Below are 25868 nucleotides of genomic sequence, written 5' to 3'. Positions count from 1 at the left end.
AGAAGCGAGCGCGGCGTCGCCGCCGCGCTCCTGGCGCAAGTGGTTCCGACTGCCGCCGCCGAGGCGCGGAAAGGCATTTGCGCGGCGGCGTCAGCCGGTCGTCACTGGCGGGCGACCTTGTCGATGCCGCGCCAATGATATAGCTCGTTCAATATGTATAAGCCGACCTGGGCGGGCCAGCTCTTGTCCAGAATTTGCAGCAGATCGGCTACTGCTTCCGTCCGGCCTTCGTTCAGGCGCTGTATCAACGCCAGCACGCAGGGGAAGCGGTTGAATTCGATTTTATGGCCGCGGACGTAAATGTAGATCTTGTCGGTGTTCTCCGACTCGCGCGCCAGAATCTTGTAGGGCGATTCGATGGCGATCCGGTCCTGCAGCGCTATCTTTTCCAGCCCTTCGCGCGGGAACGGGCTGTTGCGGTAGCCGGCGTTGCTGTGCACCGAGTAGCGCCAGTCCTGATAGGTTTTCCTCAGCAGCTCGCTGTAGTTCAGATTCTTGCATTCATCGGTCAGGCTGTATTTCTCGATGATTTTGTCCAGGCCGCTGGTGTCGTCCAGCGAGTTCTCGTCGTGCTGGAAGTCTTCGGTCTTCTCCACCGGGATCTGTTTGAAAATGCGCTGGTGCAAATGTTTCGCCAGCAGATCGTCGGTATGGCTGTAGCGCCATACGGTGATGCCGACGGATAGTCCCTCCTGCATGCCGATATGGTAGGTGCCTTCCGGCATGAAATACAGGTCGCCGCTTTCAAAGTGGAATTCGGACGCATACGGCCGCAGCTTGGCGAAATCCTTGCGCGTCAGGTTCTGCGTTTCCAGCAGATTCTTGTACTGCTCTCGGTCCCATACATACATGGTTTTGCTGCCGGGGCCGACGTGGAAATGGATCACGCTTTCGCCGCGCTGGTCCTGGTGAATGCCCAATGGGGTTTTGTCGTAATTGCCGATGAAGATGGTGAATTGCACGCCGCCGCGCGGGTAGCCGATCTCGTCGAATAAGGGCGCCAGGGCGACGGCGATTTCTTTTGATAAGGCCTGGTTGAACTTCTCGCCGGAGTTCAAGATGATGCCGAATCGCTGGTCTCCAAATACCCTGGCGGCCCACGTTTCCAGTTCTTCGTTTTCGAGCGGCGCGGATTTTTCGAAAATATCGTCCATCTCGTTCGGTCCCAGCAGCCGTCCTTCGATGTAAATGCGGTAGCCGAATTGCGTGGTTTTCAATTTGGCGAGGTCCGCAATGATGCTGAGGACGTTTTGCTGGTGGTGGCGGAATTTTTCCTGGGGGATGGCGTTCTTGACGACGACGGGCTTGCTGAGGTTTTGCGACCTATCCATGAAATCCGCCCACCAGGCTTCGCTGAAAGCGGTTGCGTCTTTTTTCTCTATGGTTTCATTCATGGTGTTTCTGCCCTGATCAAGATTGAATATGAAATTTCCGCCATGGCGACGCGCGCGAAGAGGGGGGCGAGCATGCGCAGGCCAAGAAAGTCGAGGGCGGCATGCCGCGATGTTTTGCGGCATGCCGCTCTGAGCGAGCGGGAAGCTGCGATGGGTGGCAACTTATTCGCTCATCAAGCAGACATTAATCAACGTGCTGTTGTTCTTGTTGCTTTTCTTGGTGCTGGCCGCCGCCGGATACCGAGATTTCTTCCGCCGGAGTCAGGACTTGAATGCCCAGAAAGTCCTTGATGTCTTGTTCTTTTTCCAGTTGGGCGACTTGGTTTTCCTTGGTCATGGTATTTCCTCTATTTTGATTAGGATTGGAAAGGCGGCCAATCCGTTCCGCTACTGCTCCGCTCTGAACGGCAATTGGTTCAGAAGATGAATATTCATATCAAAAATATCTGCAGCGGTTCAAGCCGGCCGCCTGCGGATTTTGTCGGTAGGAAAGACCGCGCATCGCCTGGCATCGTCCTGCTGGCGAGATGGTTAATTGTTTAAATGTGTAATTTAAATAAACAAAATCCCAATCTGTAGCGATGGTTTGATTGGCGATGTCAAAATTATACTAATGTCATAAATTAAAAGATGCAATAAAATACCGCCAGTGTCAACGGAATGCATGCGCGGTTGTGGGTTTTTAACAATGCGGCGGCAATAAACGATTCGATTGCCGAAATGACTGCGGCTAACGCTTGGGGCTCGGCATGGCGGACGGCGCAATGGCGCCGTGGGGGGAAAGTCCGGCCGCCGCGTCTGGCGCGGCGTGCGCTTGGATTGGCGCCCGCGGGGGCGGGCGCGATGTTTAGCGGCTGGGCAGCGACGCGGCGGCGGCGGGACCGCGCCGGTTCAGGTAGCGGTTGCGGATGCCGCGATTGAGCGGTTCGGCCAGGTAGCGGCCGATCAGGCCGGCTACCAGCACGGTCAGCAGCAGAAAGCCGATGAACAGCGGCAGCCGCGTCCAGTAGCCGACGGCCTCGCGCGGCACCAGATTGCGCAGCAGCGCCAGCACGATGATGTGGAACAGATAGATTTCGTAGCTGTGCCGGCCCAGCCAGCGCAGCGGCCGGCTCAGCCGTTCGGACCCGCCGCGCAGCGTCGGATCGGCGGCGGCGCCGAGCAGGAAGAGCGCGGCGCTCAAGGCCAGCCAGGTGAAGCCGAAGGCCTCGTGGCCGGAAAAGCCGCGCAGGTAGTTGAAGGCCAGCAGCAGCCCGCCGGCCCAGCGCAGCAGGCGGGCGGCGCGGCCGAGCAGCGGCCGGCGGCGGGCGATCAGCGCGGCCAGGCAGCCGATGGCGATGGCGTCGAAGCAGGCCAGGTAGCCGTACAGGTAGTCGATTTCATTGTCGGCGTGTTGGCCGCGGTAGATCGGGGCGACGACGATCAGCAGCGCGCAGCACAGCGTCAGCAGGCTGACGCGGCGCAGGCACACGCACAGCAAGGGCAGGGCCAGGTAGAACACCTCCTCCACCGACAGCGACCAATAGACATTCAGGCTGTAGTTGAAATAGCCGACCTGCTGCATCAGCAGATTGTGCCAGAAGGTCAGCACCGAGCCGGCGGCGACCAGGAAGAACGACGCGGGCATCGCCTGGCCATGGTCCTTGTTGATGAAGTAGGGCAGTCCCAGGCAGCCCAGCGCCACGATGATGGCCAGGGCCAGCAGCAGCATCGGCATGATGCGGGCGAAGCGGAAGACGTAGAAGGCGCGGATGTTGATGGCGGCCAGGCTGCCCCAGCGCCGCAGCGACTGCGAGGTGATGAGGAAGCCGGACACCACGAAGAACATGGTCACGCCGTAATTGCCGTTCCACACCAGGCTCTTGAGCAGCCAGGGGGGCAACAGGGTGCCCAGCGGGCTGTCCTTGACGCCGTAGGCCAGCGCGAAATGCAGCAGCAGCACGCAGGAAATGGCGATGCCGCGCAGATTGTCGACATGGTGGTTGCGGGAGGGATGATGGTCCATCGTGTTCTCCTGAACGGGTGGCCCGGCGCGCGGCGGCGCCGGGGGAGAAGGGCTCAGGCCGCGGCCAGCCGCGCCAGCCGCTGCCTGGGGTAGTCGCCGTAGGCCCAGTGCTGGACGCCCAGCACGGCGTCGGCCGGCGGCCGCTTGCAGACCAGCGCCATCCGGTACCAGTGGGCGGCGTATTCCCGCTGGCCGGTGCTGGAGTAGATGTCGGCCACCAGGCAGGGGCCTTCGGCGTAGCGCGGATCGGCGCGGATCGCCAGCAGCGCGTAGTCCATGGCCTGATCCCACTCCTCTTTGAGCAGATGGCAGACCGCCAGGTAGTAGGCGCTGTGGAAGCGGCCGATCGGGAAATTGCCCAGCGCCAGCGCCTGGCGGTAGCAGGCGATGGCTTCGTCGAAGCGCTGGCTTTCGCGGTACTCGTTGGCCAGGTAGTGCAGCGTGCGGGCCTCGTCCGGCCTTTCTGCCAGCGCCAGCAGGCACAGGCGGATATTGCGTTCGCTGGCGCTTTCCTTGCCTTGCTTGTTTTCCAGGTTTTCGATGCGGATCCGCTTGTCGGGCAGCAGGCCGCCGCCCTGCACCAGGTATTCGTGGATGCGGCTGCGGTAGTGCGCGTCCGGCGTGCGCCGGAACAGCCGGGCCGACACCCAGTGCGCGCCGTTGGAGGATAGGCCGACGCCTATCATGCCTGGATGGGCGCTCCTGACATGCCGCTTGATCTGGGCGTGGCCTTGGCGCAGCACCTCGTCGGCGTCGATCTGCAACACCCAGTCGCCGCTGGCCATCGCCAGCGCCTGGTTGCGCGCGGCGGCGAAGTCGGCGATGCGCCCGTCCGGGCCGTTGCAGCCGGCGTAGCGCTGGACGCGCGCGCCGTAGCGCTCGGCGATGGCGACGGTGTCGTCGCGCGAGCCGGTGTCGACGACGCAGAGCTCGTCGTGGATGCCTTGCAAGCTGTCCAGGCAGCGCGCCAGCACCGCCTGCTCGTCCCTGACTATCATGCAGACGCTGAGGCGGGCCGGGCGGCGCGCCGGTTTCGCTGGCGGCCGCTCAGGCATGGACGGCTCCGCTGTCGGCGGCCGCGCCGCGGACCATGGCGATCCGCCCCTCCAGCCTGGCCAGGTCGCGCGGGTAGCTGCCGCTGAAATTGGCGTCGTCGTAGTTGGCCAGCGCCTGGCGGAACATCCGGTCGCGGCTTTCCCAGCGCGACGCCACCTGCGGGTAGTGGGCGATGCGGGCGTGGTCGTCGTGCGAGATGTGCACGGCCACGCCCTCGTTGACGCGCTCCAGGCCGCGGCCCAGGGTCAGGCGGGAGATCATGTCCTGATCCTCCCAGCCCCAGCCGTGCAGGTCGGAGTTGTAGCCGCCTATGGCCAGGAAGTCGTCGCGCCGCGCCAGCAGCAGGCCGGGAGCCTGGCGGGTGCCGGTTTCGCCGTCTTCCTCATTGTCGACGATGCGCAGGCGGCGGCCGTCGGCGGTGCGGATGTTCAGTTCGTAGCCGAAGGACACCACGTGGCGCGCCTGGCGCGAATTGACTTCCGACTCCTGCACGCCGGCCAGGGTGACGAAGCGGCCGGCGCCTTCCGCCAGGTGGGCGCACAGCCGCCGCAGCAGCGCCGGGTCGGGCAGGATGATGTCGCAGTCGCAGAAGAACAGCGCCGGATGGCGCGCCTGCGAGGCGCCGACGTTTTGCGCGGCGGCCTTGTTGAAGAATTCCTGCCCGTCGACGTTGATGATGTTCAGCTGCGGGAGGTAAGCGCCGCATAGCGCCGCCAGCTGCGCGGCGTCGCCGGAGTAGTTGACGATGTTGACGTCGCCGCCGACGCCATGGGCCGCTGCCAGCAGGCTGGGCAGGGCCTGCGCCAGTTCTTTGCGGTTGCGCCAGGAAATGATGATGGAAAGCATGCGGTTTCTCCGGAAGGCTTAATGGGGGCGGAGCGCGGCGAATTCGGCCACCTTGGCGGCCAGCGCCTCGGCGGACAGGCCGTGGCGCGCGCGCAGCGCCTCGTCGGAGCCGGACTTGCCGGCGTAGTCCGCCGGCCAGCCGCAGGCGGCGATCGGCGCCTCCAGCTGCAGGCCGGCCAGCAGCGAGGCCAGGCCGCCCATCACGCAGTGGTCCTCGATCGCCACCAGCCGGCTGACGCCCGCCAGTTCGCGGGCGATGGCGTCGCGGTCGCCCAGGTAGGGGCAGTGCAGCAGGCCGACTTCCATGCCTTGCCGCTGCAGCCGTTCGGCGGCTTCCCGCGCCCAGTGGCTGCCTAGTCCGGTCGACACCAGGGTGAGCGGGCGCGGCGGCAGCAGCCAGCGCAGCGGCGCGGCCTCGCCCGGCAACTGCTCGTCGTAGCCGAAGGCGCGGCGCGGCATGCGGATGTAGTTGGCGGACGGACTTTGCAGGCAGGCGCGCACCGCCAGCTCGACGTCGGCGAAATCGGCCGGCGCCCAGACCTCGATATTCGGCAGCGACAGCATCAGCGCCAGATCGTTGATCGCGGCGTGGGTCTTGCCGTTGCGCGCGGCCAGGCCGCCGGCGTGCGAGCCCACCATGGTGACGGCCTGCCGGCATTGGCTGAGGCCGATCCGCACCTGGTCGTAGGCGCGGTAGCACAGGAAGGCGGCGAAGGAGAAGACGAAGGGCCGGAGCTTGCAGGACGCCATGCCGGCCGCCACAGACAGCATGTTCTGTTCGGCGATGCCGGTCATCAGGAAGCGCTGCGGATGGGCTTCGGCGAAGTGCATGGCGCCGTCGGAATCGGCCAGGTCGCCGTCCAGCACGAAGATGCGCTCGTCGTCCGCCGCGCGGCGCGCCAGGGTGTGGCCGAGATAGTCTGCCAGTTTCATGCTCATGCCAGGCTCCTCAGCATTATGTCGTGTTCTTCGTCGGATACCGTCTCGCAATGGAAGCGCCACGGCGCCGCCTCCACCAGCGGCACGCCCTTGCCCTTTTGCGTGCGCGCCAGGATCACGCTGGGCTGGCCCTTGTGGCGTTGCGCCTCTTGAACTGCCAGCTCCAGCGCCTGGTGGTCGTGGCCGTCGCATTCGATCACGTGCCAGCCGAACGCCCGCCATTTGGCTGCCATCTGCGGCACCGGCTCCGGGTGCGGCGCGTCGGGCGTCGGCGCCCAGCCCCACTCCTGGAAGCGGTTGCAGTCGACGATGGCGTGGATGTGATCCAGGCCGCAGGCGGCGGCCAGCATGGCGGCTTCCCACACCTGGCCTTCCTGGCATTCGCCGTCGCCCAGCACCACCCAGGTGCGCTGCGCCGAGCCGCGCAGCGCCAGGGCCATGCCTATGCCCACCGACAGGCCCTGGCCGAGCGAGCCGCTGGAGAAGTCCACTCCCGGCACGCTCAGCATGTCGGGGTGGCCTTCGAGGATGGAGTCGAAGTCGGCGTAGTTGTCCAGCGGCTCGGAGAAGAAGCCCAGCCGCCGCAGCACCGCGTACAGCGCCACCGCGGAGTGGCCTTTCGACAGGATCAGGCGGTCGCGCTCCGGGTGGCCGGGCGCGGCCGGCGCCACCCGCAGGCAGCGGCGGTACAGCACCAGCAGCAGGTCGATGCAGCTGAGGCTGCCGCCGTAATGGCCGCCGCCGACGGCGTGCAGCGCGCGGATGATGTCCAGGCGCAGCGCCTTGGCCTCGGCGGCCAGCGTCAGGCCGTCCGGCGCGGCGGCGTGCAGGATGGGGGCCGAGGCCGGATGCCTGGCCGCCAGCGGTGCGGAGATGTCTATGGTCATGATTAGCGTGCTACCCATCGTTGGTGCCAGGCGGCCAGCGTCGCCAACACCCACATCTGCCCGAAGCAGGTGAAGTGCGCGGCCTTGGCCCGGGGTGTGTAGGATCGTATCTGCGCCTCGACTTCGGACAACCAGCCGCGCTGGACGAAGCCGCTGTCCCACAGCGGGGCGTCGCGCAGTTGCGCATAGATGGCGGCGGAGAAGTCCGGGTGTTGCATCCACTGCGCGATCGGGGCGTTGTAGCTGTACAGCGGGCGCTGCATGATGGCGTCGGGCACCCGCTTGGCGGCGATCTCTCGCAACACTTTCTTGTTGCGCCAGCGGTTGTCCTTGCGCCAGAAGCGCTCGGCGGCGCCCAGTCCGCAGGCCTGCTCCGCCACTTCCGGCGCGAGGAAGGGATAGGCGGTGTGGATGCCCTGGCTTCTGGCCGGAGGCTCGAAGCCGGCGAACAGCAGGTCGGGCACCCGGTGCTGGCACTCGTGGGCGACCATCAGCTCGAACAGGTGGGCGTCCGGCTTGTAGCGGCGGCACTGGCGGTAAAACTCGATCAGCTGCGGCGCATGGCTCCACGACTTGTACGGCTGCGGCAGCGCCGCCCGCAGCGCGGAATCGGGATGGAAGCGCGGAATGCCGGAAAACAGGCGCGAGCGCGCCGGCGTCGGCTGCCACATCAGGCCATCGATGGAGTCGACGGCGTCGGCCGCCGGCCAGCTTTCCTCGAAGAAGCGCAGCTTGGCGTACGACTGGAAGAACTTCCAGTAGCCGCCGAACACCTCGTCGGCGCCCAGTCCGGATAACAGGCTGCGGTGGCCGTCGGCGCCGATCCGCGCCAGCAGGTGGCGGTGGGTGATGCTGCTCCAGGCGCTGCAGGGCTCGGCGGCGGCGAACACGTCGGCCAGCGCGGCGGTGGCCTGCTCCGGGCCCAGCTCCACCGCGTGGTGGCGAATCCCGTAGGCGTCGGTGACGATGCGGGCGTATTGGCTTTCGTTGTGGGGGTAGGGCGCGGTGAACTCGATGGTGTAGGCGTCGAGGCGTTCGCCGCCGGCGCGCATGGCGGCGGTGGCGGCGATGTAGGAGGAGTCGACGCCGCCGGACAGCAGGATGGCCTGGCCGCCGTCGGCGAGCCGGGCATGGATGGCCTGGTCCAGCGTGCGCTCCAGCTGCTCGCGCTCGGCGGCGCCCACCACCTTGGGCGCGTCGAAGCCTATTGGGGTGTAGTAGCGGTGGCTGAGCAGCGGGCCGGCGCCGTTCCAACTCAAGTAGTGAGCGGCCGGCAGTTTGCTGACCCGGCGCGCCAGCGTGCGTCCCGGATAGGGCGCGCCGAACATCAGGTAATGCACCGCGGATTCGGCGTCGAGCTGGCAGTCGAAATCGGGATCGGCCAGCAGCGGCTCCAGTTCGGAACACAACAGGTAATGATGGGCGTCTTCGCGGATGAACAGGCTGCGCTGGCCCATCTGGTCGCGCGCCAGCAGCAGCTGGCCGCGCGCCTCGTCCCAGAACGCCAGCGCGAACTCGCCGGCGCAGCGCTCGAAGGCGCGCGCGCCGTCGCGCTGCAGCGCCTCCAGCGACAGCGCGGCGGCGCCGTAGGTGCGGCCGCGGCAGCACAGCGCCGACTGGCCGCCATGCGGGCCGGCGCTGGTTTGCGGCGCGTGCAGCGCCAGGCCGGCGGCTGACACGAACCAGTCGGCGCCGGCGGCCGGGAAGGTGGCGGGCAGCCGCTGCCGCCAGTGGCCGGCGAAGTCGGCGCGGGCGACGGCGGTTTTGGCGATCAGGCCGTAAATCGGTTCGGCGCTCAGCATGCCGGCCGCTCCAGGTGGCGTTGCAGCAATTGGAAGCGCGGCAGCGCCTCGTCCGGATGCATGGGGTCCGCCAGTTCCCGCAGCGGCGCCGGCAGCGCGGCGCGCAAGGCGTCGGTGAAGTGGGCGGTGCCGTCGGCGGCGATATCGGCCAGGCCGTCGCCGGCGGCCGCTTCGCGCATATAGGGCAGCATGTCGGCCGGCTGGATGCCGGCAGGCAGGTCGAGCGCGACGGCGCCCTGGCCCACCCGCACCGGCCAGCCGCCGGGCAAGCCGCGCGGACCGGGCGCGGCGGTGAGCAACTCCGGCGCGCCGGGCAGCAGCGCGTCGATCAACTGCAGCGCGTGGGCGGCCGATAGCGCGTTCAGGTCCTGGTCTTGCGGAATGGCCGGGCCGCGGTACAGTTCGCCGGCGTCCAGCCGCTCGTCGCCCAGGTACAGCAGCGGCGGCGGCAGGCCGCGCGCCGCTTGCGGCTCGGCCCTCACCACCGCGCCGACATGGGCGTGATGGGCGAAGACACGCAGCGGGCGGGAGGCGTCGGCCGCGCACCGGCGCGCCAGCGCCAGGATCATGCCGGCGTTGCCTATGCCTATGGTCGGGGCGAGTCCCAGCCGCTCCAGGATCGGGTGGGTGGCGTCCGGGTAGGAACAGTTGACCACCGGGCAGGAGACGCCGCTGTCGCGCACGGCCTGCATCAGGTTGCGGATCACCGGCAGCTGGGCCGGCAGCTGCAGCGCGAAGCCGGCCTGGCGCAGCGCGACCGCTTGCGGGTCATCGCGCTGGAACAGCGCCCACGGCGACATCAGGCTGGCCGCCTGCACGATCAGGTCGGGACGTTCGCGCTCCAGCAGCGCGGCGAGGCTGTCGGCGTCCAGGCCGTCCAGCGGAATGAAGCGTTGCGGCGTCGCCGAGCAGGCGGAGGACAGGCGGGCGAAGGATTCGCCGCGGCCGCGGTCGCGGCTGGCGAGCAGCAGGGAGAGGTCGCGATTCAGCAAGGGCAGGGTCAGAGCCAATCGGCGTCCCAGATCGCCCAATCCCAGAATGAGTATCTTGTCTTGTTTCATTGGCAAGCCTGGTCATGGCCGCTTGTTCAGTCCGGGCCCGGGTGCTCGGGCGGATCGGACCGGCGGGCCGGTATTGCATGGCGCCTGGCCGGGCAGAACCGGAAAGCGAGCGGGGCTGCGCTTTCCGGTGGTTCAGGGGCGGTGAGGCCCGTGAATGCTTACTTGGTGCTTTCCGAAACCAGCTTCAGGTATTGAGCCTGGATTTCGCCGGATTTGGTGTTTTCCGCGCGCAGTTTCAGGTACTTGGCGGAGATTTCGCCGGCGCCGCCGCTGACTTCGCTGATTTCGGTGGCATCCAGTGTTTTCAGGTCTTGCTGGTTCATGGTAAGTCCTCCTTGAATGTCTTCCGGTATTGGAAGATCATAAGTTTTGCAATCGTCATGTTTGTTTGTCAACATATTGGACTATTCGCATAGAAAAATCTGCCAGCCACGTGCCAAATCCACCCACTCCTGAATCCGCGGCCAGCGGCAGCCGCTTGTTCCGCAAGGAAGCGCTGCGCCAGCTGGATACCCACCGCTATGGCAGCATCGTGCTGAAAAGGCCGATCAGCCTGGCTTGGCTGACCGGCTTGTTCAGCCTGATCGCGCTGGCCATCGTGCTGTTCTTCTGCCTGTTCAGCTATACCCGCAAGGCGCAGGTTGCCGGCGTGCTGCTGCCGACCCAGGGCTTGATCCGCCTGCTGCCGTCGCAGTCCGGCACGGTGGCGGAGGTGCGGGTCAAGGAGGGGCAGCGGGTGCAGGCCGGCGAGGTGCTGTTCGTGCTGGCCAACGCGCGCGCCAGCGCCACCAAGGGCGACGCCGAGGGCGCGATCACCCGGTTGCTGGAGTCGCGGCGCGACAGCCTGGCCGGAGATCAGGGCATGCTGCGGCTGCAGGCGCGGCAAAAGCAGGCGGCCTTGCAGCGCCGGGTGGAGGATCTGGACAAGGAAGTGCAGCGCATCGACGAGCAGATCGCGCTGCAGCGGCGGCGGGTGGCGTTGGCGGAGGAAACCGTGGCGCGCAACCGCAAGCTGCAGGAGGCCAATTTCATCTCCGCGGCGGGGCTGCAGGACAAGCAGGCCGAACTGATAGACCAGCAGGCCCGGCTGGCCGACCTGCAACGCTCGCGCGCGGCCACGCTGCGCGACCAGGACGGCAGCCGCGCCGACCTGCGCGACATCCAGACCCAGGCGCAGCGCGACGAGGCGGCGGCCCAGCGCAGCGTCGACAGCATCGAGCAGGACCTGACCGAGAACGAGGCGCGGCGCAAGCTGCTGGTGCGGGCGCCGCAGGCCGGCATGGTCAGCGGCCTGACCGCGCAGCCGGGCCAGACGGTGGCGGCCAACCAGCCGCTGGCCAATCTGTCGCCGGCGGGGTCGCCGCTGGAGGCCGAGCTGTACGCGCCGTCGCGCGCGGCGGGCTTCGTCAGGCCGGGCATGCCGGTGCTGATCCGCTATCAGGCCTATCCGTATCAGAAGTTCGGCCAGTTCAAGGGCACGGTGCGCGAGGTGTCGCGCAGCGCCTTGCGGCCGGAGGAGCTGTACTTCACCAGCCCGGGGGCCAGCCCGGACAGCGAGGCGCTGTATCGGGTGAAGGTGACGCTGGAGCGGCAAAGCGTCACCACTTACGGCCAGTCGCAGCCGTTGAAGGCGGGCATGGCGCTGGACGCCAGCGTGCTGCTGGAAAAGCGCAAATTGTACGAGTGGGTGCTGGAGCCGCTCTACAGCATCAGCGGGAAGGTGTGAGATGAGCCATCAGCAACCCGTGCTGCAATTCTGGGGCCGCAAGCGCCTGCCGCTGCTGCTGCAAACCGAAGCCGCCGAGTGCGGCCTGGCCAGCCTGGCGATGGTGGCCGGCTACTGGGGCCTGCGGATAGACCTGGCCAATATGCGGCGGCGTTTTTCGGTATCGCTGAAAGGCACCACGCTGAAAAGCCTGATCGCGATGGCGCAGGGCCTGGGCCTGCAGCCCCGGCCGCTGAAGCTGGACATGCAGCATCTGCCGCAGCTGCAGCTGCCTTGCGTGCTGCATTGGGACATGAACCACTTCGTGGTGCTGAAGGCGGTGGCCGGCAAGCACATCGTGATCCACGACCCGGCGGTGGGCGAGCGCAAGCTGCCGCTGGCCGAGGCGTCCAAGCATTTCACCGGTGTGGCGCTGGAGCTGACGCCGGGCAACACGTTCCGCAAGGCCGAGGCCAGGCAGCAGTTCAGCCTGCTGTCGCTGATGGGCCGGGTGGACGGCTTGGGGCGCGGCATCGGCCAGTTGCTGCTGCTGGGCATCGCCTTGCAGGTGTGCGCGCTGGCGGCGCCGTTCTATCTGCAGTGGGTGGTGGACGAGGCGCTGGTGGCGGCCGACCGCAATCTGGTGACGGTGCTGGGCATCGGCTTCCTGCTGTTGGTGCTGCTGCAGACCGCCATCGGCGCAGTGCGCTCGTGGGCCGCCACGGTGCTGGCCACCAGCCTCAATTTCCAGTGGCTGGGCCATGCCTTCGCCCATCTGCTGCGCCTGCCGCTGCCCTGGTTCGAAAAACGCCACCTGGGCGACATCGTCTCGCGCTTCGGCTCGATCCAAACCATCCAGCGCAGCCTGACCACCCAGTTCGTCGAAGGCGTGATAGACGGCCTGCTGGTGTTGGCCACCTTGGGCGTGATGCTGCTGTACAGCCCGTCGCTGGCGGCGGTGAGCCTGGTGGCGGTGGCGTTGTACGCCTTGCTGCGCTGGAGCATCTTCCGCGCGCTGCGCGAGGCCACCGCCGAACAGATCGTCCACGCCTCGCGGCAGAGCACGCATTTCATGGAGTCGGCGCGCGGGGTGCAGAGCGTGCGGCTGTTCGGCCGCCAGGAGGAGCGGCGCATCGGCTGGATGAACGCGCTGGCCGAGCAGTTCAACGCCGATCTGCGCATTTCCCGGCTATCCATCACCTTTCAAACCGCCAATACCTTGCTGTTCAGCGCCGAACGGGTGGTGGTGGTGTGGCTGGCGGCGCTGGCGGTGATGGACAACCGCTTTTCGGTCGGCATGCTGTTCGCCTTCCTCAGCTACAAGGACCAGTTCAGCCAGCGCATCGCCGCGCTGATCGACAAGCTGTTCGAATTGCGGATGCTGCGGCTGCACGGCGAGCGGGTGGCCGACATCGTGCTGACCGAGCCGGAGCCGGAGTTGAACGATGTGGAGCTGGACCCGGCCCATGTGCAGCCGACGCTGGAAGTGCGCAACGTCGCCTTCCGCTACGCCGACAGCGAGCCGTATGTATTGAAGGACCTGAACCTGACCGTGCCGGCTGGGCAGTGCCTGGCCATCACCGGCGCTTCCGGCTGCGGCAAGACCACGCTGCTGAAGCTGATGCTGGGCCTGATGGAGCCCACCGAGGGGGAAATCCTGGTGGGCGGCATCCAGTTGAAGCAGCTGGGCCTGTCCAATTACCGCAAGCTGCTCGGGACAGTGATGCAGGACGATCAGCTGTTCGCCGGCTCCATCGCCGACAATATCTGCTTTTTCGACCCGCAGCCCGACCAGGAGCGCATCCGCCATTGCGCCGGGCTGGCCGCCATCCACGACGAGATCATGGCGATGCCGATGACCTACAACACGCTGGTGGGCGACATCGGCTCCGGCCTGTCCGGCGGCCAGAAGCAGCGCATCCTGCTGGCGCGTTCGCTATACAAGCAGCCGCGCCTGCTGGTGCTGGACGAGGCCACCAGCCATCTGGACGTGTGGAACGAGAAACTGGTCAACGCCGCCATCCGCAATATATCCATGACGCGCCTGCTGGTGGCGCACCGGCCGGAAACCATCGCCATGGCCGAACGGGTGGTGGTGCTGGAGCAGGGGCGGATCGTGCAGGATACGACGGTGGCGGCCGCGCCGGCCTGCGCGTCGGCAGGCACTGCGATCTGAGCCGCGGCGCGGCCGTTACGGCTTCGCGGCCGGCGCGCGCGGCATCAGCCGCATCGCCGCCACTTCCTCCTGCAGCCATTCGACGAACTGCCGCATCTTGGGCTGGTCGTCGCGGCAGAACACGCTGTAGCCATAGCCGGACGGCAGGGCGATATGGGGCAGCATGATCAGCCGGCCTTCGACGATATCTTCGTAGGCGAGGCAGTAGGGCAGCAGGCCGACGCCCAGGCCCGCCACCGCCGACTGCACCAGCAGGCCTGAATGGCTGTACTGATGGGAAAGATCGTAGCGGTGCCGGTCTAGGCCATGGACATTCAGCAAGGTGTGCCAATGTTCGGGCGAATCTTCATACAGCAGCGGGTAGCGGAGTAGCTGCTGCAGGGTGACCGGCCCGGTTTCCGTTACCAGATTCGGGCTGTAGGCCACGATCAGGTCTTCGCTGACCAGCAGCGAGTTCATTGCGTCCCTTTGCAGCTTGTGATGACGGATGGCGATGTCGCACACGCCCTCTTGCAGCGTGCGCAGGGCATCGCTGGAGTCGATGCGCAGATCGAAGCCGGGAAAGCGTTCGGTATAGCGCTGCAGGCGCGGAATCAGCCATTTGATGGCGAACGAATGGGTAGCGGTGACATGCAGCGTCTGGGCGCCCTCGGGGACTCTCAGCATTGAGATTTTGGCGCGGAGGTCGTGCAGCATGCGCGTGATCAGCTGGGATAGCTCCTGCCCTTGCGGCGTCAGGCAAATGTGGCGGGGATGGCGCTCGAACAGCGAAATGCCCAGCGTCTGCTCCAGTTGCTTGACTTGTTGGCTGATGGCGGCGGGCGTCTTGTTCAGCTCGGCCGCGGCCAGCCGGAAGCTCCGGTGCCTGGCGGCGCACTCAAAATCTATGATGCCGGATAGCGTGCGAAGATGCGGATCCATGCTGACTGTCACCAATGAGGCTTATTTATTAAGGCTTGGCCGCAGTTCGACGGGCCGGCGCGCTGATTGCCGGGCGCCAGCGCGCCGCAGCAGTATCTCTGTCAGGACGCGAATGGTCACGCGACAGACCATTATATGACCATTGAGTGACGATGCATACGTTTGGCATACACTATTTTCTCGGCCGCCGCCTGGCACCGTGCATTAGCAAAACTCTCGCCATGGGCAAGAATTTATCGCGCGACAGCGCGGACGGGCCCTGCGTATATTGGGCCGGCCGTCACGCGGGGCGCGGATGGCTCGCGCGCGGGATGCGCCGATCTTTGCCATGTCAAGCCAGGAAGGTATGTATGCAAACTGCGGATGTGTTTCATCTGATCGTGGCCATTTCGGCCCGCACGCCGGCCGATATCGAGCCTATCGCCGATGCGCTGGCGCGCATGCGCCCCACATGTCTGGCGGAGCCCGGTTGCCTGGCGTGGGAGGCCTACCACTCCGCCGATGCCGCGGAGAAGTTCTATCTGGTGGAAACCTGGGCGTCGCGCGCCGCCTGGGAGGCGCATGGAGAACTTTCGGCGATCCAGGACATTTACGTGCCGGAGATCATGCCGCGGATCAACCGCGAAGTGCATCCCTGCTCCCGGATCGGTTGAAGCGTTCCGGCGCCCGCCATCTGGTTTGAGGAGGCGTCGCCCTTTTTCAGCATTAGAAAAACTTGTGCAATGCCGGGCAAATAGTCGTTCGACACGATGCGAGGCCCCGCCTACGCTTGGCGGATCGATGCCCGCGCCGATCGGCGCGCGGCGGATGGCTCGTTTTTCAATCATCCTGAAGGTGAGGCTTGGACATGTCTGCACAAAAGGTCGCCCTGATTACTGCCGCGGGGAAGGGGATCGGCGCCGCCATCGCGCGTGATCTGGCGTCGAATGGTTACCGGGTGGCGCTGATGTCGCGCTCGAACGCGGCCATTGAATTGGCGCGCGAACTCGGCGGCGTCGGCGTTTCGGGCTCGGTCACCGAGTTCGCCGATATGCAGCGGCTGGTTCAGGCCGCATTGGACGCTTATGGCCGCATCGACGCGGTGGTCAACAATACCGGCCATCCGCCCAAGGGCGACCTGCTGTCCATCCCGGATGAGGAATGGCATCGCGGCTTGGATCTGCTGCTGCTCAATGTGTCGAAACTGATGCGCCTGGTCACGCCGATCATGCGGGAACAGGGCGGCGGCGCGGTGGTGAACGTGTCGAGCTTCGCCGTCGAGGCGCCTGAGCTCGGCATGCCGGTGTCCGCGGTGATCCGGGCTGGGCTGAGCGTCTGGACCCGGCTGTACGCCGAGCGCCACGCGGCGGAGAACATTCGTATGAATACCGTCTTGTCCGGCTTTGTCGACAGCGCGCCTTTCGATGAAAAACGCGCCGCTTCCATCCCGATGGGCCGCTATGGCGATACCGCCGAATTGGCCGCCGCGGTGCGATTCCTGCTGTCGGCGGAATCTTCTTATATCACCGGCCAGAACATCCGCGTCGATGGCGGCTTGGTTCGGGCGGTTTAAGCCGCCGGCGGGCTGCGGCCAACGCCTCACTACATCGGGAGACATTCATGACGAAACAAGTTCTGGTGATCGGCGGAACCCGCTATTTCGGCAAGCGGCTGGTCGCGAAACTGCTGGCGGCCGGGCATCGGGTCACCATCGCCTCGCGCGGCAACGCCGCCGATGATTTCGGCGACCGGGTCGAGCGCATCCGGGTAAACCGTTCGGATCGGGCCGCCATGACGCAGGCGTTCGCCGATGCGCGCTACGACTTGGTCTACGACCAGGTTTGTTACAACCCGGTCGATGCCAAGCTGGCTTGCGATGTGTTTGCCGGCAAGGTGGGGCGCTATGTGATGGCCTCCACCATCGAGGTCTACTATCCGCTGCGGCGCGCCGTGCAGCGGCCGTTCCGCGAGCTCGATTTCGAGATGCGGGGCGAGCTGCTAGAGATGGGAACATCCTGGCACGAGATGGCGACGCCGGATCAAAACTATGTGGCCGGGAAAAGGCAGGCCGAGGCCTGCTTCCATCAGGACGGCCGCTTGCCGCTGGTGGCGGTGCGCATCGGGCATGTGCTGGCCGATGGCGAGGAGGAATTTCTGGGGCGTGTCGCCAGTTACGTCGAGCGCGCGCGCCGGGGCGAACGCCTGCGGTATGCGGTGGCGTCGGGGCGCAGCTCGTTCATCCACGCCGAAAGCATCGCGGATTTCCTGTTGTGGACAGGCGAGCAGGCATTCCTGGGGCCGATCAACGCGGCTGACGATGGCGGCCTGACGGCGCTGGAGATTCATCAACGCGCCGCCGCCGCCCTGGGCGTGCCGGCGCATGCCGAAGCCGACCTGGACGAGGAGGCTGCGACCAGGCTGAGCGTCTTCGACTTTCCTTTCGAGTATGAGATGGATACCGGCAGAGCGCGCGAGCTGGGCTACCGGTTTGCGGATGTGGAGCAATGGATCGGCGGCGTGTTCGCCGGGCATGCTCAAGCCTGATTAGCGGCGGTCGCACGCGGCGGCGCTTTCGCGCCGCCGTTTCTTTTTCTTCGTTTCCCTCGTGTTCTTTCCCGGCTTTCCTTCGGGCGGCTGGCTTCCGCGCGCCGCCGTCGCGTCCGCCATTTCGCGGCGAGGCGCCTGCAATCCCAAATGGGATTTATTTTGAAAAAATAAACATGACGTTAGTGTGGCCATTTTGATGGCAAGCTCGCTTGAAAATAAGACTAATAAAGACAATTCAATTCAGTATAGAATGAAGTTCTATTTCAATTCCCTGTTTTAGATGAGTTTTGTCGAGAGAAGATCGGGCAAGAATAACTTGAGCTTAGCCATTGGCATACCTTTTATTTTCCTAAATGAAAATGTATGGAGATGCAATTAATTATGACGTATGATTCTTTTTGAGATTTGCTGGATGAGTAGGAAATAAATTCTAATTTCATGAAACCATATGAAAATTTCTGGAATATAGATTTTTTTATCCAAGAATTTTCATAAATGCCTTTATTTTGGTTTTTTAAATTAGTTGATCCTAATTTATCTTCCATTGCCAGGGTTGGCATCGGGGCGAACTGGTTCGCATGGCGCTGATGCGGATTCGCATATTGGGCGCGCAGGCCGGACGGCAGATCTTGTTTCTCTATATTGGCTGGTTTTGGTCGGGGCCGTCAGGCATGCCTGAACAGCGTCCGAATCTTGGCGGACTGAGATCAAGGGCCGTTCGGGATTGGCGATGGCCGCGACCGATGTGAAGCCGTTTTTCAATATCTCGCATCGAATGGAAGATCAAATGAGTAATGAATGTCTGGTTTGCTCCGAAGCCGTCAACATCAGCGCGGATGTGCTGGTAGGCGAAATCATCGCATGCGGCGCATGCGGCCAAGAACACGAACTGCTGATGGTTGATGGCCAGCCCAAGCTGGCCCTGGCGCCGGAAGTGGAAGAGGACTGGGGCGAGTAAGCATGTCGCAAATAACGGTACTGCTGATTCTGACCAAGATGCGGCCGGAAGAGAAGGCGATCGTCGAGGCGCTGGAGCGCCGGGGCGTCAAGGTGATCGTCAGCGTGGACGGCAGGGATCTGGGCTGGCTGTTGCAGGGCGAGAGCGGAGTCGGGCATCCGCAGGTTGCGATGCTGCGTTGCTTGTCGCAATCGAGAAACGTCGAGTTGGCTCGGTTGCTGAGGGCTTGCGGCATTCCGACCATCAACTCGGTCGATGCGATCGACATTTGTTGCAGCAAAGTGGCGCAGGCGATGCTGTTCCGGCAGTACGACATTCCCGCACCGCAGTCCGTGATCGCCTTCCAAGCCGATGAAATCACGCGCTATGGACAGCGGCACGGCTTCCACTTCGTCCTCAAGCCGGCTTCTTCATCCTGGGGACGCGGCGTGACGCTGATCCGCGATGAAGAGGCGCTGGAGGCGTGGCGGTCGGCGTGGGAAACACATGATGCGCTCTACAAGCATTTCCCGGTGCTGATCCAGGCTTTTGTCGAGAAGCCTGGCTACGATCTGCGCGTGGTGATCGTGGGCGAGCGTCCCATCGTGGCGTTCCGCCGCGCTACCGATCACTGGAAAACCAACACGCACCTGGGCGCGCAAGTCGTGCCTTGCGAGGTGACCGACGCGATCCATGATCTGACGACCCAGGTGGTGGAGGCGATCGGCCCCGGCATCTACGGGCTCGATATCTTCGAGCAAGTGGGGTCGGACGAATTGCTGGTCTGCGAGATCAACCAGAATCCGGAATTCTGGCGTTCGTCGCAGATTCACCAGGTGGACGTCGCCGGCGCGATCGCCGACTGGGTCGCGGCCGACGCCGCCACCTACAACCTTTCTTTCCAAGTCAATTCCGCTACATCGCTTGCAATGGTGGCTTCATGAACAACTTCCAGCAATCGCTCATTCTCTCGCGCGTGATGACCAGCGGCGTGGTGATGAGCATCGAGAAAAACGACCGGCAATTGCCCGGCCTTGAAAGCCTGATTCGCAGCAGGACGGGCCTGCAGCATGTCGCGCTGTTCAACTCCATTACCGGCGCCATTCATGGCGCTCTGCATGGCCAAGGCATCGGCCATGGCGGCCGCGCGGTATTCCCCGGCATTTCGGAACGCGAGTACAAGTTTCTGACCTGGCTGGGGGTGACATTCGAAGAAACCCGCGCCGAACCGAGAACCTACGGCCTGGCGAGCGTGGCCTGGCGCGATGAGCAGACCGACTTCGCCGCCGCTGCGACCCGGCTGGCGGATGACAAGGTGCAGGTTTATGACTTCGCGGCGCTGGGTTTCGGGCCATGCGCCGCCATCGCCACCAACGATGAGCAGGTGTGGAAACGCGCCGAGCGGCTGAAGATCTTCGGCGCCTTCGACTTGCGGACCATGTGGTCCCAAGCCGAAAGCGAGCCGGATATCCAGCCGACCATCCAATTCAACTACCGACTGAGCCCGCTGGTTGCCGCGTGCGTTCGTCAGGCAATCCAAGGGGACTGATCATGCAAACCGATTTTCCGGCACTGCCGCTGCCGTGGCCGACAGATAGCGTCCTGCGCGACGAACTGGCGCATCTTGGCGGTCCGCCTGTCATTGGCCAAGGCTTCCGCCGCACCCTATTCCCGGTGATCACCAAGGAAGATGTGCTGCAGATGCAGATCAGCATCCTGCGCAATCATTCCACGTCGGTGGCGCAGTTCACCGAGGACTACCGCCAGTATGTCGGCGCGCCGTTCGCCATCGCGACCGCCAGCGGCACGTCTTCGCTGCACCTGGCGCTGATCGGTGCCGGCGTGGAGCCGGGCGACGAGGTGATCGTGCCTTGCTTCACCTTCATCGCGACCGCTCAGGCCATCGTGGCCGCCAAGGCGATTCCGGTGTTCGTGGACATCGACCCGCAGACCTACTGCGTCGACGTTGCCGCGGTGGAAGCCGCGATCACGCCGCGTACCCGCGTCGTGATGCCCGTGCATGTGCATGGCCTGCCGGCCAATATGGCGGCGTTGCGCGACCTCTGCGACCGCCACCAGCTGGCGCTGGTCGAAGATGCTTCCCACGCCCACTCCGCCTCCATCGACGGCAAGGTCTGCGGCTCGCTGGGCGATGCTGCCGGGCAGAGCTTGATGGCGGATAAAAACTTCCCGGTCGGCGGCGAGGGCGGCATCGCCTTCTTCTCCGACGAGGAGAAATACCAGCGCGCGCTCAAATTCCTGGAAACCTCGGGCATCGACTACGCGATGTCGGGCATCGTCGCCTCCTTCGGCATCAGCCAGCTCAAGCGGCTGGGCTACTATGACGCGATCCGCCAGCGCAACGCCGACTATCTGACCGCGCAACTGGCCACCACCGGCCTATTCAGCGGACCGACGGTGCCGGCCGGCTATGTCCATTCCTACAATATGTACCGGATCAAGCTGCATCCGGCCGCCGCCGGCCTGGACGATCTGCCCGTGCATGCGGTGAAGGCCGCGGTGCAGGAGCTGCTGCTGGCCGAAGGCGTGCCGGCGCGCGAATGGCAGAACCGGCCGATTCCGGGCCACCTGCCCTTCCAGAACCGCACCGGTTTCGGCAACGGCTATCCCTTCTCGCTCAGCGACCGCGACTTCAGCGAATACCAGATCGAGCGCTTCCCCAACACGCTGGACATGCTGGAATCGACCCTGACCCTGTGCCGCGAATTGCGTTCTCCGGTAGAGACCGAGCGCATCCAGTCGTACGCGCTGGCGTTCCGCAAGATCGCGGCGCGTCCTGACGTGATCCGCGAGCTGGCGACGAAGGGCGAGTTTCCGCTGCCATATCAACGCGATAGCCGCCTGGGGTAATGATGAAAACGGTAACGGTATCCGTTTTGGGGGCCGCGGGCTTCGTGGGGGGCGAGCTGATCCGCCTCCTGCAGGGCCATCGCCATGTCCAGCTGGTCGACGTGACGTCCCGCGCCCGCGCGGGCCAGCCGATCGGCCGGACCATCCCCTCGCTTCGCCACTTTCCCGAAACCGGGCGGAAGCGGTTCGTGGCGATGGAGTCGATGCAGCCTGTCGACATCGTGTTTTCCTGCCTGCCGGGCGGTGCGCTGCCCGGCATGCTCGAGCAGATTCGCGGCAAGGCGCGCCGGATCATCAATCTCGCCGGCGATTTCCGTCTGCGCGATCCGGAGCTGGTCGCCAAGCACTATCCGCAGACGGCCGCGCTGGGAATGCCGGCGGATGCGCGCTACCTGATTCCGGAGTTCTGGCAAGCCGAGTATGCCGATGCGCCGCTGCTTAATTTGCCAGGGTGCATGGCGATCGCGACCTTCTATTCGCTGTATCCGCTGGTGGCGCGGGGCCTGGTCGAGTCAGACATCGTCGCCGAGGCCAAGACCGGCTCGAGCGGCAGCGGCAAGGAGAGCGCGGAGCACCCGGCCGAGCGCGGCCATAACTACCGGCCGTACAAATTGTCCGGCCACCGGCACGAGCCCGAGATCGTCGAGGCCCTGGCCGAACACGCCGGACAGCGGGTCGACCTGCGTTTTTCCGCCGGCAGCCTGGATAGCCCACGCGGTATTTCGGTGTCGTCTTTCTTCACCTTGCGCGAAGGCGTGCAGGAGCTGGATGTGCGCAAGGCCTTCATGTCGGCCTACGGCAACACGCGCTTCATCCGTTACCTCGGCCCGGCCCAGGGACCGTGGAATATGCCGATGCTCAAAACGGTGGTCGGCTCGAACGCGGTGGAAATCGCCACCGACACGGTTGGCCGCCGCTGCACGGTGGTCAGCGCGCTGGACAACCTGATCAAGGGCGCCGCCGGCCAGGCGATTCAGGCGATGAATCTCGCCGAAGGCTTCGACGAGGCGGAAGGACTAGCCTATGGAGGAATGTGGCCATGACAGCGCTTTTCAATCCGGGATCCGTTCCCGCGCAGGCGCCGGCGCCGGGAGCGGCCATTCCCAAAAGCCGGATGCCGCTTTATGTCATCAAGGTGGGCAGCGCCACGCTGGATGCCGGCAGCGCGGTATTCGGCGAAATCGCGGCCTTGGCTGAAACCGGGTGCCGCGTGCTGGTGGTTGTCGGCGGCGGCAGCGCCATCGAGCGGCAATATGCCGCCGAAGGCCTGCCCTTGCGCTACCACACGCTGGCCAACGGCGACGCGGTACGCACCGCCAGCCGCGAAGATATCGACCTGTTGGTGCGGACCTACCGCGACCAGGTGATCCCGTCGGCGCTCAAGGGCTTCGCCGACGCGGGGCTGCGCGCCTTCGCGGCGCCCGGCCACCAGTTGAGCTTGGTCACCGCCCAGCGCAACCGTCCGATCAAAGTACAGGTGGACGGCAAGGCGTTGGTGGTGCGCGAACATCTGGTCGGCACGCCGGTCGATTGCCAGCGCGCGCTGCTGGGGCATCTGCTCGAGCAGTACGACGTGGTCTGCCTGACCGCGCCGGTGGCCGGCGCCGACGACGCCGCCGCGGTGCTGAATACCGACGCCGATATGCTGGCGGCCTTTCTCGCGACGGCGCTGCAGGCGGACCATATCCGCTTCGTCACGTCCACGCCGGGCATCCTGCGGGATATCGACGACCCCGAGTCGGTGGTCGCCGATATCTTCCCCGGCGTCGAACTGGACTTCGTCAAGGGACGGATGAAGCAGAAAATGCGCGCGGCGCGGCATGTGATCGAGAACGGGATCGCCGATGTGGCCATCGTCGGCCCGCACTCGTTCGCGCAGGCGGCCGGCGTGACCCGGGTATGGCCGCTCCCGCCGCCGCACCCAGCGCTGGCCAGCCTGACGAAGGCGGTTTCCATCAATTCGGTGTCGAGGGACGAGGCCGAGATCGCGAAATGGCTGGTGGCGTATTGCCGGCAGCAGGGCGTGGACGCCCATGTCGACGCGGCGGGCAATTTCGTCGCCAGCAAGGGGAATGGCCCGCAGCATCTGCTGTTGCTGGGGCATATCGACACCGTCCCCGGCCCGTGGCGGCCGATCCTCAACGCCGACGGCCATTTGAGCGCGCGCGGCGTGGTGGACGCCAAGGGATCGCTGGTCAACTTCGTTGAAACCTTGCTGGCGGCCAGCGTGCCGGAGCACGGCCGTCTGACGGTGGTGGGCGCGGTCGAGGAGGAAGTGTCCTCGTCCAAGGGGGCTTTCCATATTCGCGACAGCCTGATCGCCGACGCGGTGGTCATCGGCGAACCCAGCCGCGCCGATACGTTGACGCTGGGCTACTACGGCTTGCTCAAGATACGCATCATCGCCTCGGTCCGCCATGCGCACTCGGCCGGTAAAGGCGTGGTGTCGGCGCCGGACCTGATGGTGGAAACGGTGGCCACACTGCGGGACTGCGCGGCCCGTTTCGATCCGGAAGGCATCAGCGCGCTGATCTCGACCAAAAGCTGGAGCGACTCCAACCGGCAGCACGCCGAGGGGATACTCAATTTCCGCGTGTCGCCATCGGCGGATTTGCCGGCCCTGCTGGCGGCGGTCGAGACCTGCGCGAACGAAGAGGTGCGCTGCGATATCGAGCGGGCGACGCCGGGATACGGCACCACTCGGACCTGCGAGCTGGCGCGCTGCTTCGGCAGGGCTTTCGCCTCGCAGGGGATCGCGCCGCGCTACGTGGTGAAGAAGGGCACCAGCGACATGAACACGCTGGCGACGCGCTGGACTGGCGTGGACATGGTGGCGTACGGCCCGGGCGATTCCGCGCTGGACCATACCGACCACGAGTTCGTGACCGCCGAGGAGTTCGGCCGGGCGCGCGAGGTGCTGGATGCGGCGGTGGCGCAGTGGTTCGCGGTGCGGGGAGGGCGGCAATGAGCGAGATCATCGAAACCGGCGCCCAGTCCGCCGCATGGGACAAGGTCGGGCTGGACGAATTGCAGCGCCGCGTGCGGCGCACCATCGTCGACCTGGCGGCGACGCCGACCGGCTGCCATATCGGCGGCAGCCTGTCTGTGGCCGACATCCTGATCGCCGCCTTTGCCAGCGTAGACCGCGCGGCGGGTGACGAGGTGATCCTCAGCAAGGGGCACGCCGCTGCCGGCCTGTACGCGGTGATGCACCACCTGGGCATCATGCCGGAGGACCCGGTCGCCAGCTATGGCGCGGCCGGTTCCATCCTGACCGGCCATCCCAACCACAAGATACCCGGCGTGCGCTTCGCCACCGGCAGCCTGGGCCACGGAGTGGCTTACGGCGTCGGCTGGGCGCTAGCACGCCGGATCAAGGGCGACCGGCGCCGGGCGATCGCGGTGGCCGGCGACGGCGAATTGCAGGAGGGCCTTTGCTGGGAGGCGTTCCAGCTGGCCAGCGGCAAAGGGCTGGGTAACTTCATCGTGATCGTCGATCGAAACGGCGGGCAGAACGACGGCGCGGTCGACGAGATTTCGCCGATGCCGGATCTGCTCAGGCGTTTCGAGGCCTTCGGCTTCGATTGCGCGCAGGCCGACGGCCATGATCCGGCGGCGCTGGGCGCGATCATCGATGCGCATGACGCCAGGGGCGACCGGCCGCTGGCCATCGTCGCCGATACCGTCAAGGGCAAGGGCGTCGGCGCGATCGAGAACAATCCCGCCTGCCACTATGCGGTGCTGAAGCCGGCAGTCGCCAAAAAATGGAAGGAGACCATCGCATGAGTCTGGCTGGTCGAATTGCTTATCGGGAAGAACTGACGCGGCTGGCGGTGGATGACGCCGCCATCGTCTGCCTGGAGGGGGATCTGGGTGGCGCCAAGCATCCGTTCCAGAGCGCCCATCCTGACCGTTTCTTCAATCTCGGCATCGCCGAAGCGGCCGCCATCGATTGCGCCACCGCGCTGGCCTTCAACGGCTTGACGCCGTTCTTCAGTACTTTCGCGCCGTTCGCGGTGCTGCGCGCGGCGGAAAGCATGAAGCTGTCGATGGGTTATATGGCGGCCAACATCAAGGTGGTTGCGCCTTACGCCGGCGTGGCCGGCGGCTGGTTCGGCACCACGCACCACTGCCTGGAGGATCTGGCCATCGTCCAGTCTTTCCCTGGCATCCGCATCCTGGCGCCTTACGGCGAGGAGGAGACGCGTCAAGCGGTGCGCTTGATGGCCGAAACCCCGGGCCCGTTCTACATGCGGCTGGGCAGAAACGGCGCCTATGCCAGCCTGGACGGAGAACGAGACCGGCACGGCATCGTCTGGCAGGCGGCCTCCGGTTCGGCCGCGCCGACGCTGGCGGTGGTCTCCGCCGGGGAAATGGCCACGGCGGCGGTGTTGGCGGCGCGGGAGCAGGGCGCCGAATTCGCGCACGCGCATTTGTGGCGGCTGGATAGCGAGGCGCTGGCCCAGGCCGCGGCGGGCTTGGCCGGCTTCGATGCCGTGCTGGTGGCGGAGGAGCATCGCGCGCAAGGCGGCATCGGCTCGGCCCTGGCGCTGCTGTTGCCGGAAGTCCGCGTGCACTCCTTCAATTGCGGCGAGGGCTGGCCCGGCGTCGGCGGCTCGCACGAGGAAGTGCTGGCCTCGCTGGGCTTTACCAGCGAGTCGCTGCGCCAGCGCATAGAACAATTGCTCCCGGCCGCTGCTCGGCGCGCCGGCGACCTATCTCATTGAACAAGGAATCAAAAA

24 protein-coding genes are annotated in these 25868 nt (G+C 65.4%); 13 read left to right on the top strand and 11 right to left on the bottom strand.

The window, feature by feature from the left end:
- Positions 1 to 101: 101 nt before the first annotated feature.
- From MY55_RS03545 to MY55_RS23265, 10 genes are all read right to left on the bottom strand, one after another.
- The gene (locus MY55_RS03545; RefSeq protein ID WP_043572705.1) at positions 102 to 1394 is read right to left on the bottom strand and encodes a hypothetical protein; all 1293 of its coding nucleotides are present in this window, start codon (positions 1392 to 1394) and stop codon (positions 102 to 104) included.
- Positions 1395 to 1578: 184 nt separating this feature from the next.
- Entirely contained in the window at positions 1579 to 1731 is a 153-nt protein-coding gene (locus MY55_RS23275; RefSeq protein WP_155294732.1) for a hypothetical protein, read from the bottom strand.
- A 510-nt stretch (positions 1732 to 2241) separates the two neighbouring features.
- A complete protein-coding gene (locus MY55_RS03540; RefSeq protein WP_047236437.1) occupies positions 2242 to 3399 on the bottom strand; it encodes an acyltransferase family protein in 1158 nt (385 codons plus the stop codon).
- Between the two features lie 53 nt (positions 3400 to 3452).
- Positions 3453 to 4454: a glycosyltransferase gene (locus MY55_RS23270; RefSeq protein WP_076098204.1), complete on the bottom strand. Its 1002-nt coding sequence runs from the start codon at positions 4452 to 4454 to the stop codon at positions 3453 to 3455.
- Positions 4447 to 5301, bottom strand: a complete 855-nt coding sequence (locus MY55_RS03530; protein ID WP_065201976.1) for a glycosyltransferase family 2 protein — start codon at positions 5299 to 5301, stop codon at positions 4447 to 4449. Before MY55_RS03530 ends, MY55_RS23270 begins: the two co-directional genes overlap by 8 nt.
- 18 nt (positions 5302 to 5319) lie before the next feature.
- Positions 5320 to 6240: a transketolase family protein gene (locus MY55_RS03525; protein ID WP_197466041.1), complete on the bottom strand. Its 921-nt coding sequence runs from the start codon at positions 6238 to 6240 to the stop codon at positions 5320 to 5322.
- The gene (locus MY55_RS03520) at positions 6237 to 7145 is read right to left on the bottom strand and encodes a transketolase (RefSeq protein WP_208856015.1); all 909 of its coding nucleotides are present in this window, start codon (positions 7143 to 7145) and stop codon (positions 6237 to 6239) included. Before MY55_RS03520 ends, MY55_RS03525 begins: the two co-directional genes overlap by 4 nt.
- Complete coding sequence (locus tag MY55_RS03515; protein ID WP_065201975.1) at positions 7130 to 8929, bottom strand: asparagine synthetase B family protein; 1800 nt, start codon at positions 8927 to 8929, stop codon at positions 7130 to 7132. The genes MY55_RS03520 and MY55_RS03515 overlap by 16 nt, the downstream gene beginning before the upstream one ends.
- Positions 8923 to 9990 carry a hypothetical protein gene (locus MY55_RS03510; protein WP_157889256.1) on the bottom strand — a complete coding sequence of 356 codons (1068 nt, stop codon included), beginning with the start codon at positions 9988 to 9990 and terminating at the stop codon, positions 8923 to 8925. The genes MY55_RS03515 and MY55_RS03510 overlap by 7 nt, the downstream gene beginning before the upstream one ends.
- A gap of 158 nt (positions 9991 to 10148) precedes the next feature.
- Complete coding sequence (locus MY55_RS23265) at positions 10149 to 10313, bottom strand: hypothetical protein (RefSeq protein ID WP_155294731.1); 165 nt, start codon at positions 10311 to 10313, stop codon at positions 10149 to 10151.
- A 110-nt stretch (positions 10314 to 10423) separates the two neighbouring features.
- Here MY55_RS23265 and MY55_RS03505 point away from each other — a divergent pair, with 110 nt between their 5' ends.
- Positions 10424 to 11716 (top strand): HlyD family secretion protein, encoded by a 1293-nt coding sequence (locus MY55_RS03505; protein WP_230623330.1) that lies wholly within the window; start codon positions 10424 to 10426, stop codon positions 11714 to 11716.
- A gap of 1 nt (position 11717) precedes the next feature.
- Positions 11718 to 13871: a peptidase domain-containing ABC transporter gene (locus MY55_RS03500; RefSeq protein ID WP_043572691.1), complete on the top strand. Its 2154-nt coding sequence runs from the start codon at positions 11718 to 11720 to the stop codon at positions 13869 to 13871.
- Positions 13872 to 13886: 15 nt separating this feature from the next.
- On the opposite strand, the gene MY55_RS03495 is transcribed toward MY55_RS03500, so the two are convergent.
- Positions 13887 to 14792, bottom strand: a complete 906-nt coding sequence (locus MY55_RS03495) for a LysR substrate-binding domain-containing protein (RefSeq protein ID WP_043572689.1) — start codon at positions 14790 to 14792, stop codon at positions 13887 to 13889.
- A 350-nt stretch (positions 14793 to 15142) separates the two neighbouring features.
- On the opposite strand from MY55_RS03495, the gene MY55_RS03490 reads away from it, so the two are divergent.
- The 11 genes from MY55_RS03490 to MY55_RS03440 all read left to right on the top strand — a co-directional run bounded on the left by MY55_RS03490 (position 15143) and on the right by MY55_RS03440 (position 25853).
- Positions 15143 to 15445, top strand: a complete 303-nt coding sequence (locus tag MY55_RS03490) for a putative quinol monooxygenase (protein WP_230623329.1) — start codon at positions 15143 to 15145, stop codon at positions 15443 to 15445.
- A gap of 194 nt (positions 15446 to 15639) precedes the next feature.
- Positions 15640 to 16344, top strand: coding sequence for an SDR family oxidoreductase (locus tag MY55_RS03485; RefSeq protein WP_043572686.1), 705 nt, complete (start codon positions 15640 to 15642; stop codon positions 16342 to 16344).
- Positions 16345 to 16391: 47 nt separating this feature from the next.
- A complete protein-coding gene (locus tag MY55_RS03480; RefSeq protein ID WP_043572684.1) occupies positions 16392 to 17315 on the top strand; it encodes an NAD-dependent epimerase/dehydratase family protein in 924 nt (307 codons plus the stop codon).
- Positions 17316 to 18048: 733 nt separating this feature from the next.
- Positions 18049 to 18276, top strand: a complete 228-nt coding sequence (locus MY55_RS03475) for an alpha-aminoadipate/glutamate carrier protein LysW (RefSeq protein ID WP_216595284.1) — start codon at positions 18049 to 18051, stop codon at positions 18274 to 18276.
- A 2-nt stretch (positions 18277 to 18278) separates the two neighbouring features.
- Entirely contained in the window at positions 18279 to 19199 is a 921-nt protein-coding gene (locus MY55_RS03470; protein ID WP_065201973.1) for a RimK family alpha-L-glutamate ligase, read from the top strand.
- On the top strand, positions 19196 to 19804 hold the full coding sequence (locus tag MY55_RS03465; protein WP_043572682.1) for a hypothetical protein: 609 nt from the start codon (positions 19196 to 19198) through the stop codon (positions 19802 to 19804). The genes MY55_RS03470 and MY55_RS03465 overlap by 4 nt, the downstream gene beginning before the upstream one ends.
- A gap of 2 nt (positions 19805 to 19806) precedes the next feature.
- Positions 19807 to 21126 (top strand): DegT/DnrJ/EryC1/StrS aminotransferase family protein, encoded by a 1320-nt coding sequence (locus MY55_RS03460; protein WP_043572679.1) that lies wholly within the window; start codon positions 19807 to 19809, stop codon positions 21124 to 21126.
- Positions 21126 to 22169 (top strand): N-acetyl-gamma-glutamyl-phosphate reductase, encoded by a 1044-nt coding sequence (gene argC, locus MY55_RS03455; protein WP_043572677.1) that lies wholly within the window; start codon positions 21126 to 21128, stop codon positions 22167 to 22169. The genes MY55_RS03460 and argC overlap by 1 nt, the downstream gene beginning before the upstream one ends.
- On the top strand, positions 22166 to 24094 hold the full coding sequence (locus tag MY55_RS03450; protein ID WP_201775330.1) for a M20/M25/M40 family metallo-hydrolase: 1929 nt from the start codon (positions 22166 to 22168) through the stop codon (positions 24092 to 24094). Before argC ends, MY55_RS03450 begins: the two co-directional genes overlap by 4 nt.
- Positions 24091 to 24912: a transketolase gene (locus tag MY55_RS03445; protein WP_080509520.1), complete on the top strand. Its 822-nt coding sequence runs from the start codon at positions 24091 to 24093 to the stop codon at positions 24910 to 24912. The genes MY55_RS03450 and MY55_RS03445 overlap by 4 nt, the downstream gene beginning before the upstream one ends.
- A complete protein-coding gene (locus tag MY55_RS03440) occupies positions 24909 to 25853 on the top strand; it encodes a transketolase family protein (RefSeq protein WP_065201972.1) in 945 nt (314 codons plus the stop codon). The genes MY55_RS03445 and MY55_RS03440 overlap by 4 nt, the downstream gene beginning before the upstream one ends.
- The last annotated feature ends 15 nt before the right edge of the window (positions 25854 to 25868 follow it).

The sequence above is a fragment of the Chromobacterium subtsugae genome, assembly GCF_001676875.1.
Taxonomy (GTDB): Bacteria; Pseudomonadota; Gammaproteobacteria; order Burkholderiales; family Chromobacteriaceae; genus Chromobacterium; species Chromobacterium subtsugae.
Note: the sequence above shows the minus strand (reverse complement) of the source record. Positions and strands in the feature narration are given on the sequence as shown.